The sequence below is a fragment of the Streptococcus mitis genome (assembly GCF_005844455.1).
Lineage (GTDB): Bacteria > Bacillota > Bacilli > Lactobacillales > Streptococcaceae > Streptococcus > Streptococcus mitis_BF.
Genome location: NZ_SPGF01000058.1, coordinates 1 through 11990, shown reverse-complemented (window position 1 = coordinate 11990; position 11990 = coordinate 1). Strand labels below are relative to the sequence as shown.

The following is an 11990-nucleotide window of genomic DNA, read 5'->3' as shown; positions in this document are numbered from 1 at the left end:
TCGTACATCAGTTAATTGTTTGCTTGCTTCATAATTCATAGAACTATTGTACCATATTTTGTTTCGCAGGAAGTCTATTCAAATAATCGTAAATGCATTTGTTGAGAAAGATAAGACTGGAGCAGTTGTAGAAGTTTTGTATGCTAGTAGCAATCACGAAAAAGTGAAAGCTAAGTATGAAGAGCTGGTTGCTCAATATCCTGAAAACTATTTAGCAATTTATGATTTGCCACTGGATACAGACCTTAATTCATTGGAACATTACCCGTCTGTATGGATTGGGAAAGAAGAATTTGAATAATTTGGCTAATCAATGTTCTATGCTTTGTTTGCACATTGTGAAGTAGAAAAAGAAAGGAAAAATTAACAACATGATCAACCGTTACTCTCGCCCTGAGATGGCGAACATTTGGAGTGAAGAAAATAAATACCGTGCTTGGCTTGAGGTGGAAATCTTGGCTGACGAGGCATGGGCTGAGTTGGGGGAAATCCCTAAGGAAGATGTGGCTTTGATTCGCGAAAAGGCGGACTTTGACATCGACCGTATTTTGGAGATTGAGCAGGAGACGCGTCACGATGTGGTTGCCTTCACGCGTGCGGTTTCTGAGACGCTTGGTGAAGAGCGCAAGTGGGTTCACTATGGCTTGACTTCTACTGACGTGGTGGATACTGCCTATGGTTATCTCTATAAGCAGGCCAACGACATCATTCGTCGTGACCTTGAAAACTTCACCAACATCATCGCTGATAAGGCTAAGGAGCACAAGTTCACCATCATGATGGGGCGTACCCACGGTGTGCACGCTGAGCCGACAACCTTTGGTCTTAAATTGGCCACTTGGTACAGCGAAATGAAGCGTAACATCGAGCGTTTCGAGCATGCGGCTGCTGGTGTGGAAGCTGGTAAAATCTCTGGTGCGGTTGGTAACTTTGCTAACATCCCACCATTCGTTGAAAAATACGTCTGCGACAAATTGGGTATCCGTGCCCAAGAAATCTCTACACAGGTCCTTCCTCGTGACCTTCACGCTGAGTACTTTGCGGTTCTTGCTAGTATCGCGACTTCAATCGAACGTATGGCGACTGAGATCCGTGGTCTTCAAAAATCTGAGCAACGCGAAGTGGAAGAGTTCTTTGCCAAAGGGCAAAAAGGGTCTTCAGCAATGCCTCACAAACGCAATCCTATCGGTTCTGAGAACATGACAGGTTTGGCGCGTGTTATTCGCGGTCACATGATTACAGCATATGAAAATGTTGCTCTTTGGCATGAACGTGATATCTCTCACTCATCAGCTGAGCGCATCATCACACCAGACACGACCATATTGATTGACTACATGCTCAACCGTTTTGGAAATATCGTCAAGAATTTGACAGTCTTCCCAGAAAATATGATCCGCAACATGAACTCTACGTTTGGTCTTATCTTTAGTCAACGTGCTATGTTGACCTTGATTGAAAAAGGCATGACTCGTGAGCAAGCCTATGACTTGGTACAACCAAAAACAGCCTACTCTTGGGACAACCAAGTAGACTTCAAACCACTGCTAGAAGCAGATCCAGAAGTGACATCACGTCTGACTCAAGAGGAAATTGATGAAATCTTCAACCCTCTTTACTACACTAAACGAGTGGATGATATCTTTGAACGTCTTGGTTTAGGATAATTAAAATAAAATCGAAGTTCTATTACTTTATGTACTGGAGTAGAAGAACTTCGGTTTTTCTTGTTTATTAAAGCTTTTTTGCTAAAAAGATTCCCAATATTTTAGTAAAATTTAAACAAATTTAATCAATCTTCATTGACATATAGAAAATACAGTTTTGATGGGATATAATAAGCATTGAAAAAGCCCAAGCGATGAGGCTCAGGCTTTCTTCTTAGTGATCACGGTCACATGAGATGAATTTAATCTTGTAGTAATCAGATCGTTTGTAGGTTTCACTATATTCCAAAACTTGACCAGTAGATTCGAGTTTCGTAATCTTGGTCTGAAGGACAGTGGGGAATTGATCATTGATTCCTAGAATGGAAACCACGTGTTCTGGAGTTGGAAATGCTATTTCATTGATTTCTTCAAAGTGTTCATCATTCATGTGAATGTGGTAATCCAATTTGAAACGGCTATAGATAGAGCTATAGTATTCAAGGTTTGGATAATTTGCGTTGATGTATTGTTCTGGAATGTAAGATGTATGGTAGATGTATACAACACCGTTTGATTTACGTACGCGCTCAATCTTATAGTAGAACTGGTCACCACGTAATCCAAGTTTTTCTAAGTAGCTTAGCTTATTTCCGCGTTCAATAGAAAGGACGGTCACTTTATCATCTTTAGTTTCAAAAACTTCTACATCTGAAAACTCTACGAGTTTGTGTTTGCGTGCGCGTGAAACGAATGTACCCTTTCCTTGTTGGCGGACAATATAGCCATCTTTGGCAAGGTCGTTTAAGGCGCGGACAACTGTGATAGAACTCACATCATACATTGAAATCAATTCAGCTTCAGTGTAAAATTTATCTCCACTGGCGAATTGACCAGAGATGATTTTGTTCTTTAATTCATCTTTTATATATTGATATTTAGGAATTGCCATATTTTCACCTCGATTTTCCTTCTCCATAAAAGATTTTACCATAAAAAAGAAAAGAATAGTAGTCTTTTGAATAAAAAATTAAAATAATAGGCTAAAAGGTTAATTTACATCTAAATAATCAGGATTTTATACAAGGTTTTTGGCGAAAAATAGTGAAGTGCTCGGGCTTATACGATTTTATAAGTATTTTGCCTAAAAGTTATAGTGAAATGAAATAAGAACCAAACAAATTGATTAGGGAATTATCATAGATTGATATAAGATGTGAACAAATTTATTGGGAAATTTAAACTCATTTATAGAAATATTTTATCATCCGTAGTGTACTATCCTAGTTTCAATAAACTATAGTAAAAAAATAGAAAAATTTTAAATAATCTAGTTAAGACTATTGACAAACATGAATGATTGCGTTATATTTAATATAACAATAAATGAAAGCGCAAACTTTTGCGATCAAAAGGTAGTTTTATGACACGATTTGAGATACGAGATGATTTCTATCTCGATGGAAAATCATTTAAGATTTTATCTGGCGCCATTCATTATTTTAGGGTTCCTCCAGAGGATTGGTATCATTCGCTCTACAACTTGAAAGCTCTTGGCTTTAATACGGTAGAGACTTATGTGGCTTGGAATTTACACGAGCCTAGTGAGGGCGAGTTTCACTTTGAAGGGGATTTGGATTTGGAGCGATTTCTTCAGACAGCACAAGATTTAGGTCTCTATGCGATTGTTCGTCCGTCACCCTTCATCTGTGCGGAGTGGGAATTCGGTGGCTTACCAGCCTGGCTCTTGACCAAGGATATGAGGATTCGTTCCTCAGATCCTGCTTATATTGAAGCTGTCGGTCGCTATTATGACCAACTCTTGTCACGGTTGGTTCCACATTTGTTGGACAAGGGTGGCAATATTCTCATGATGCAGGTTGAGAACGAGTATGGTTCTTATGGAGAAGATAAGGCTTATCTGAGAGCCATTCGACAGTTGATGGAAGAGCGTGGCGTAACCTGTCCCCTCTTTACATCAGATGGTCCATGGAGAGCAACTCTGAAAGCTGGAACTTTAATCGAGGATGACCTCTTTGTAACAGGGAACTTTGGTTCTAAGGCACCTTATAACTTTTCACAGATGCAGGAATTCTTTGATGAGCATGGCAAGAAATGGCCACTCATGTGTATGGAATTTTGGGATGGTTGGTTCAATCGATGGAAAGAACCGATTATCACACGGGATCCGAAAGAGTTGGCAGATGCAGTTCGAGAGGTTTTGGAACAAGGTTCCATCAATCTTTACATGTTCCACGGGGGTACAAACTTTGGTTTCATGAATGGTTGCTCGGCTCGAGGAACTTTGGACCTGCCACAAGTTACATCTTATGATTACGATGCCCTTCTGGATGAAGAAGGAAATCCAACTGCTAAATATCTGGCAGTCAAGAAGATGATGGCAACACATTTTCCAGAGTATCCACAGTTGGAACCACTCTACAAAGAGAGTATGGAGTTGGACGCTATTCCACTAGTTGAAAAAGTTTCCTTGTTTGAAACCTTGGATAGCTTGTCAAGCCCTGTAGAAAGACTCTATCCTCAAAAGATGGAGGAGCTGGGACAAAGTTATGGCTACCTACTCTATCGAACAGAAACAAACTGGGATGCAGAAGAAGAAAGACTTCGTATCATTGATGGTCGAGATAGGGCTCAGCTTTATGTCGATGGTCAGTGGGTCAAAACCCAATATCAGACAGAGATTGGGGAAGATATTTTTTATCAAGGCGAAAAGAAAGCGCTATCTATACTAGATATCTTGATAGAAAATATGGGGCGTGTCAACTATGGACACAAGTTCTTAGCGGATACGCAACGTAAGGGAATTCGGACAGGGGTTTGTAAGGATTTGCACTTCTTACTAAACTGGAAACACTATCCACTCCCACTAGATAATCCTGAGAAAATTGATTTTTCAAAAGGATGGACAGAAGGACAACCAGCATTTTATGCTTATGATTTTACAATCGAAGAGCCAAAAGATACTTACCTAGACTTGTCTGAGTTTGGTAAGGGAGTTGCCTTTGTCAACGGGCAGAACCTAGGGCGTTTCTGGAACGTCGGCCCGACCCTCTCACTTTATATCCCTCATAGCTATCTCAAGGAAGGTGCCAATCGCATCATTATCTTTGAAACAGAAGGTCAATATAAAGAAGAGATTCATTTAACTCGTAAACCTACACTAAAACACATAAAGGGGGAAAATTTATGACAATTGTGGGATGCCGTATTGATGGACGTTTGATCCACGGTCAAGTAGCCAATCTATGGGCTGGAAAACTAAATGTTTCACGTATTATGGTTGTAGATGACGAAGTTGTCAACAACGATGTTGAAAAGAGTGGTTTGAAACTTGCGACACCACCAGGTGTGAAACTCAGTATCTTGCCAGTTGAGAAAGCAGCAGCAAATATCCTTGCTGGTAAATACGATAGCCAACGTCTCTTTATCGTTGCACGTAAACCAGACCGTTTCCTTGGTTTGGTCGAAGCAGGTGTTCCGCTTGAAACACTCAACGTTGGCAATATGTCTCAAACACCAGAAACTCGCTCTATCACACGTTCTATCAACGTGGTAGACAAGGATGTGGAAGATTTCCACAAACTAGCAGAAAAAGGTGTGAAACTCACTGCTCAAATGGTTCCAAATGATCCAGTTTCAGACTTTTTGAGCTTATTAAAATAGGAAAAAATTTTTAGGAGGTCATTGTTATGATACAATGGTGGCAAATTTTACTTCTCACTTTGTACTCAGCTTATCAAATCTGTGATGAGTTGACAATCGTTTCATCTGCAGGTTCCCCTGTATTCGCTGGTTTTATTACTGGTTTGATCATGGGAGATGTGACAACTGGTTTGTTTATCGGTGGTAGCTTGCAGTTGTTCGTTCTTGGGGTTGGTACCTTCGGTGGTGCTTCTCGTATTGACGCAACTTCTGGTGCGGTTCTTGCAACAGCATTCTCTATCTCTCAAGGTATTGATACAGATCTTGCAATCACAACAATCGCTGTACCAGTAGCAGCACTTTTGACATACTTCGACGTTCTTGGACGTATGACTACTACTTTCTTTGCACACCGTATTGATGCTGCGATCGAACGCTTTGACTACAAAGGTATCGAACGCAACTACTTGCTTGGTGCGATTCCTTGGGCTCTATCTCGTGCCCTTCCAGTCTTCTTCGCGCTTGCCTTTGGTGGTGAATTTGTACAACACGTAGTAGATTTCGTTACAAAATACCAATGGGTTGCAGATGGTTTGACACTCGCAGGACGTATGCTTCCAGGTCTTGGATTTGCAATCTTGCTTCGTTACCTTCCAGTTAAACGTAACCTTCACTACCTTGCTATGGGATTTGGTTTGACGGCTATGTTGACTGTTCTTTACTCATATGTAACAGGTCTTGGTGGTGCTGTTGCTGGTATCGTAGGTACTCTTCCTGCTGAAGTTGCTGAAAAAATTGGTTTCGTGAACAACTTCAAAGGTTTGTCTATGATTGGTATTTCTATCGTAGGTATTTTCCTTGCAGTGCTTCACTTCAAAAATAGCCAAAAAGTAGCTGTAGCAGCACCTTCTACACCATCAGAAAGTGGGGAAATCGAAGATGACGAATTCTAATTACAAACTAACAAAAGAAGATTTTAATCAAATCAACAAACGTAGCTTGTTTACTTTCCAATTAGGTTGGAACTACGAACGTATGCAAGCTTCTGGTTACCTTTACATGATCTTGCCTCAATTGCGTAAAATGTATGGGGATGGAACTCCTGAATTGAAAGAAATGATGAAAGTTCATACTCAATTCTTCAATACTTCACCATTCTTCCATACCATTATCGCTGGTTTTGACCTTGCCATGGAAGAAAAAGATGGTGTAGGTTCAAAAGACGCCGTTAACGGCATCAAGACAGGTTTGATGGGACCATTCGCTCCTCTTGGGGATACAATCTTTGGTTCGCTTGTACCTGCTATCATGGGGTCAGTCGCAGCAACTATGGCTATCGCTGGCCAACCTTGGGGTATCTTCCTTTGGATCGCAGTTGCAGTTGCTTATGACATCTTCCGTTGGAAACAATTGGAATTTGCCTACAAAGAAGGGGTTAACCTTATCAACAACATGCAAAGTACTTTGACAGCTTTGATTGACGCTGCATCTGTACTTGGTGTCTTCATGATGGGTGCTCTTGTAGCAACAATGATCAACTTTGACATTTCTTACAAATTGCCAATCGGTGAAAAGATGATTGACTTCCAAGACATCTTGAACTCAATCTTCCCACGCTTGCTTCCAGCAATCTTTACTGCCTTTATCTTCTGGTTGCTTGGTAAGAAAGGTATGAACTCTACTAAAGCGATCGGTATCATTATCGTTCTTGCAGTAGGCCTTTCATTCATCGGTAAATTCTTGCTTGGAATGGGCGTATAATTTATGACGAAATCATTAATTTTGGTGAGTCATGGTCGTTTCTGTGAAGAACTTAAAGGTAGCACAGAAATGCTCATGGGTCCACAGGACAACATTCGTGCAGTGGCTCTTCTTCCAGAAGATGGCCCAGAAGAATTTACTGCAAAATTTGAAGCTGCTATCGAAGGATTGGATGATTTCCTAGTCTTTGCGGACCTTCTCGGCGGAACACCTTGTAACGTGGTAAGCCGTTTGATTATGGAAGGTCGCGACATTGAACTCTACGCAGGGATGAATCTTCCAATGGTGATTGAATTTATCAATGCCAGCTTTACAGGTGCAGATGTGGATTATAAAAGCCGTGCTGCGGAAAGCATTGTGAAAGTTAATGACCTGTTAGCGGGCTTCGATGATGACGAAGATGAATAATACTCTTCGAAAATCTCTTTAAACCATGCTAGTGTCGCCTTGCCGTATAGATGTTACTGACTTCGTCAGTCTTATCCGGCAACCTCAAAGCAGTGCTTTGAGCAGCCTGCGGCTAGCTTCCTAGTTTGCTCTTTGATTTTCATTAAGTATACGATGTGACAACGTGAAAATCGTTAGAACAGTTTGTATAGAATATACATGGGAATGGGAGTCAATCCATTCCCATATTTTCAATAGGAATGAAACAACAATAGATTAGAGGAACTCTATGCTAAATTACACAAAAGAAGAACTACTTGAGCTGGGTGCAGAAATCACGACTCGTGAAATCTACCAACAGCCTGATGTATGGAAAGAGGCTTTTGAAGCCTATCAAGCGAAACGGGAAGAAATTGCAGCCTTTCTTCAAGGAATCGCTGATAAACATGACTATATCAAGGTCATCTTGACAGGTGCGGGTACTTCTGCTTATGTGGGAGATACCTTGGTACCTTACTTTAAGGAAGTCTACGACGAACGCAAATGGAATTTCAATGCCATTGCGACAACAGATATCGTAGCCAATCCAGAAACCTATCTGAAAAAAGATGTGGCGACTGTTCTTGTTTCCTTTGCTCGTAGTGGAAATTCACCTGAAAGTGTGGCGACAGTTGATTTGGCCAAAGCCTTGGTTGACGACCTTTACCAAGTGACCATTACATGTGCTGCAGAAGGGAAATTAGCTCTTCAAGCTCATGGCGATGACCGCAATCTTTTACTCTTGCAACCAGCTGCTTCCAATGATGCTGGCTTTGCCATGACTTCTAGCTTTACGTCTATGATGCTAACAGCTCTCTTAGTCTTTGATCCTACAGAATTTGCTGTGAAAGCTGAACGTTTTGAAGTGGTGACTAGCCTTGCGCGTAAGGTTCTAGAAAATGTAGCAGATGTCAAAGAGCTTGTTGACCTAGACTTTAACCGTGTCATCTATCTAGGTGCTGGTCCATTCTTCGGACTTGCTCATGAAGCTCAGCTCAAGATTCTGGAACTAACAGCTGGTCAAGTTGCGACCATGTATGAAAGCCCAGTCGGCTTCCGTCACGGTCCAAAATCTCTTATCAACGAGGATACAGTTGTTTTGGTCTTTGGTACAACGACAGACTACACTCGCAAGTACGATTTGGACTTGGTTCGTGAAGTGGCGAGTGACCAGATTGCTCGTCGTGTTGTGCTCTTGAGTGATCAAGCCTTTGGTCTTGAAAATGTCAAAGAAGTAGCCCTTGGTTGTGGCGGTGTCTTGAACGATATTTACCGTGTCTTCCCTTACATCGTTTATGCCCAACTCTTTGCCCTTTTGACTTCGCTTAAAGTGGAAAACAAACCAGATACACCGTCTCCTACAGGCACCGTAAACCGTGTGGTACAAGGTGTTATCATCCACGAATACCAAAAGTAAGACAGTGTTTATGAATTCTTGACACGAGGATTTGTAAATTATCAGATAAACCATAGATTGTCAGTAGGCTTTCTATGGTTTGTTTGCTTAAGAGAAATAGTAAAAGGAGAATAGAATGAAAGCATACACAGAGCGTGTATTTGGAAATGTTGAGGGACAAGATGTCTTAGCCTATCGCTTTGAGACTGATGCTGGTTATCAGTTAGAAGTTATGACTTATGGTGCGACTATCTTGCGTTATGTCACCCCTGACAAGGTTGGAAATTTTGCCAATGTTATCTTGGGATTTGATGACTTTGATAGCTATGTAGGCAATAGTCCCAAGCATGGAGCGAGTGTGGGTCCCGTGGCAGGTCGTATCGCAGGTGCGACCTTTGAGCTCAATGGTAAAAGCTATGACCTTGAAGTCAACAATGCTAGCAACTGCAACCACAGTGGCTCAACAGGTTGGGACTCTAGCTTGTTTGAAGTTGTAGAAGTAAGTAATCATGGCTTGACCCTCTACACAGAGCGTACAGATGGAACAGGAGAATTCCCTGGTAATCTCAAGATCTGGATCAGTTACCACTTGGAAGAAACTGGTGCCTACGAAATCAGCTATAAGGTAACGACCGATAAGGATACGCTGGTCAATCCAACCAACCACAGCTATTTCAACTTGTCTGGTGATTTCACGCAGACAATTGACCGCCATGTCTTCCAACTAAACACAGAGGGCATTTACCCAATAGCTCCCGATGGTGTTCCTGCAAAAACTCCAGATGCTAATCGTGATGTGGTTAAACACATCTACAATGGTGCCTTGTTGAAGGATATCTTTGCAGAGGAAGATGAGCAACTCCAGTTGGTATCTGGCTTGGACCATCCATTTGCCCTTCCTACAGGTCATGACAATGCTGGTTTCCTTTATGACCAAAACTCAGGTCGCTTCTTGCTTTTCAAGACAGAGGCTCCTTGTTTTGTGGTCTACACAGCAAACTTTGTGGATGAGAGTGTCATCATAGGAGGTCAGCCAATGGTACAGCACAATGGGATTGCCCTTGAAGCGCAAGTTTTACCAGATGCCATCAACAGTAACCTTAAAGACCAAGTTATTCTCAAAGCAGGTCAAACCTTTACAAGCAAGACACGTTATGAGCTTGTTGTGAAGTAAAAAAAGCTGGTCAAAAAGTCTTTAAAATTAAAATAACGCATATTGTCAGGTGCTGAAAAGTTTGATAATATGCGTTTTATTATGGAAAGATTTACTTTATCTTATCCTGAAATGGTGTTATTTTTGAGTTATCTGGCTTGACTTTCTTGATGGGAGTTATATAGTAGATTGAATCTAGAATAGTACGCCGTGGTTGCTAAAATATTTCTATACATTAATTTGACTTTCCTAATCAATTTGTTCACATCTTATTTCAATCTACCATATAACGGTTGTTGTAATTACAATTACAACTAAAGAGGAAATATTTATGACCTATGAATACAAGAGCCACATTTATTTAGCAGAGGCAGTTTTGAATGTGAAGGATTTGGTCAGTCAAACAGTTTTTTATCAGCAGATTATTGGTTTAGAAATCCTATCTCAAACGGATACAGAGGCCGTTCTAAGAATTGGTGGAAAAGCCTTGGTACACTTGATTCAAGCACAAGAGAGCGGTGAAGTAAGGGAACATTATGGTTTTTACCATTTAGCCATTCTTTTACCGACACGAAAGGCTTTGGCGGATGTCTTGAAGCACCTGACAGATTTACAGATTCCTCTTGTCGGCGGTGCAGATCACGGTTACAGCGGGCCATTTACTTGGAGGATTTGGAGGGAAATGGCATTGAACTCTATCGAGATAAGCCGGTTTCCAAATGGGATATTCGAGACGATGGACGAATTATCGGGGTGACGGAGGCCCTTGAGGCGCAGGATATCTATGAGTTGGGGGAAAGAGTAGAGCCCTTTATCCTAGCAGATGGTACGAGAATGGGCCATATTCATCTTTCTGTCAAGGATAGTAGAAAGTCCAGCCAGTTTTATCAAAAGGTGTTAGGGCTAGAGGATAAATTCAGTGTACCTAGTGCTAGTTGGATTGCATCTGGAGACTACCATCATCATTTGGCAGTCAACGAATGGGGAGGAAAGGGTTTGGCTCCGCGTAAGCAAGGCTTGCCAGGTTTGGCCTATTATGTCATTGAAGTCAAACATAAAGAAGAACTGTTAACGATTGCCCAGCGAGCACAAGAAATTGATGCACCAATCAAATGGCTGACATCGAGCCAGTTGGAAATTACAGACTCGGATGGAATCGTGACCCGTATTCGTTTAGACAGGATATAGAGTATAAATTGTAGGAAGTGCTCCTTATTCTAGTAAGATATGTAGAAAATTTGATATGATAGTAGGGAATAAGGAGAAGAATACAATGACTAGTGAATACCAGAAAATGATAGCAGGAGAGTTTTACCGTCCGTCAGACCCAGAACTGAGAGCCTTGGCTCAGGCTTCTCGCCAAAAACAGGCTGCCTTTAACAAGGAAGAGGATCCCTTAAAAGGAGCCGAAATCATCAAGACTTGGTTTGGCTCGACTGGGAAAAATCTTTATATCAATACGCGCTTGATGGTGGACTACGGTGTCAACATCCATCTAGGGGAAAATTTTTATTCTAATTGGAACTTGACCATGCTGGATATCTGCCCCATTCGTATCGGTGACAATGCTATGATCGGTCCCAACTGTCAGTTTTTAACCCCACTCCATCCACTGGATCCACAGGAGCGAAATTCAGGTGTCGAGTATGGAAAGCCCATCACTATCGGAGACAATTTCTGGGCCGGTGGTGGCGTCATTGTCCTTCCTGGAGTGACACTGGGAAATAATGTCGTTGCAGGAGCAGGGGCCGTGATTACCAAATCCTTCGGTGACAATGTTGTCCTAGCTGGCAATCCTGCGCGCGTGATTAAGGAGATACCTGTGAAATAGAAGTAGAAAGAAACAGCGGATGTCAATGTCATTAAGTTAAGAAATTCAAATACAATTCTGTATTTGGGTTTCTTTTTTATGTGATAAACTTATAGTTAAGGAGGGATTTCCCAT

Annotated in this window: 11 protein-coding genes and 1 pseudogene; 11 read left to right on the top strand and 1 reads right to left on the bottom strand. The window is 41.4% G+C overall.

The genetic code is table 11. The annotated features are described in order from the left end of the window. Window positions 1-58 precede the first annotated feature (58 nt). Both FGQ53_RS09765 and purB read left to right on the top strand, forming a co-directional pair. A complete protein-coding gene (locus tag FGQ53_RS09765; RefSeq protein ID WP_195450366.1) occupies window positions 59-301 on the top strand; it encodes a phosphoribosylaminoimidazole carboxylase in 243 nt (80 codons plus the stop codon). 70 nt (window positions 302-371) lie between these two features. Next, a complete protein-coding gene (gene purB, locus FGQ53_RS09760; RefSeq protein ID WP_138338303.1) occupies window positions 372-1667 on the top strand; it encodes an adenylosuccinate lyase in 1296 nt (431 codons plus the stop codon). 214 nt (window positions 1668-1881) lie between these two features. On the opposite strand, the gene FGQ53_RS09755 is transcribed toward purB, so the two are convergent. Continuing rightward, on the bottom strand, window positions 1882-2598 hold the full coding sequence (locus FGQ53_RS09755; protein WP_138338300.1) for a GntR family transcriptional regulator: 717 nt from the start codon (window positions 2596-2598) through the stop codon (window positions 1882-1884). Window positions 2599-3069: 471 nt separating this feature from the next. Between FGQ53_RS09755 and FGQ53_RS09750 the strand changes: the two genes are divergently transcribed. From FGQ53_RS09750 to FGQ53_RS09710, 9 genes and pseudogenes are all read left to right on the top strand, one after another. Further along, entirely contained in the window at window positions 3070-4857 is a 1788-nt protein-coding gene (locus FGQ53_RS09750; protein WP_138338297.1) for a glycoside hydrolase family 35 protein, read from the top strand. Beyond that, complete coding sequence (locus FGQ53_RS09745; protein WP_138338294.1) at window positions 4854-5330, top strand: PTS sugar transporter subunit IIB; 477 nt, start codon at window positions 4854-4856, stop codon at window positions 5328-5330. Before FGQ53_RS09750 ends, FGQ53_RS09745 begins: the two co-directional genes overlap by 4 nt. 26 nt (window positions 5331-5356) lie before the next feature. Continuing rightward, entirely contained in the window at window positions 5357-6262 is a 906-nt protein-coding gene (locus FGQ53_RS09740) for a PTS mannose/fructose/sorbose/N-acetylgalactosamine transporter subunit IIC (protein ID WP_138338292.1), read from the top strand. After that, entirely contained in the window at window positions 6249-7070 is an 822-nt protein-coding gene (locus FGQ53_RS09735) for a PTS system mannose/fructose/sorbose family transporter subunit IID (protein WP_138338288.1), read from the top strand. The genes FGQ53_RS09740 and FGQ53_RS09735 overlap by 14 nt, the downstream gene beginning before the upstream one ends. A 3-nt stretch (window positions 7071-7073) precedes the next feature. Continuing rightward, window positions 7074-7478: a PTS sugar transporter subunit IIA gene (locus tag FGQ53_RS09730; protein ID WP_138338286.1), complete on the top strand. Its 405-nt coding sequence runs from the start codon at window positions 7074-7076 to the stop codon at window positions 7476-7478. Between the two features lie 268 nt (window positions 7479-7746). Continuing rightward, window positions 7747-8913: an SIS domain-containing protein gene (locus FGQ53_RS09725; protein ID WP_138338283.1), complete on the top strand. Its 1167-nt coding sequence runs from the start codon at window positions 7747-7749 to the stop codon at window positions 8911-8913. A gap of 115 nt (window positions 8914-9028) precedes the next feature. Beyond that, window positions 9029-10066: an aldose epimerase family protein gene (locus tag FGQ53_RS09720; protein WP_138338280.1), complete on the top strand. Its 1038-nt coding sequence runs from the start codon at window positions 9029-9031 to the stop codon at window positions 10064-10066. Between the two features lie 310 nt (window positions 10067-10376). Then, window positions 10377-11233: pseudogene (locus FGQ53_RS09715) on the top strand (VOC family protein). An 85-nt stretch (window positions 11234-11318) separates the two neighbouring features. Next, entirely contained in the window at window positions 11319-11876 is a 558-nt protein-coding gene (locus FGQ53_RS09710; protein ID WP_138338277.1) for a sugar O-acetyltransferase, read from the top strand. Window positions 11877-11990 lie beyond the last annotated feature (114 nt).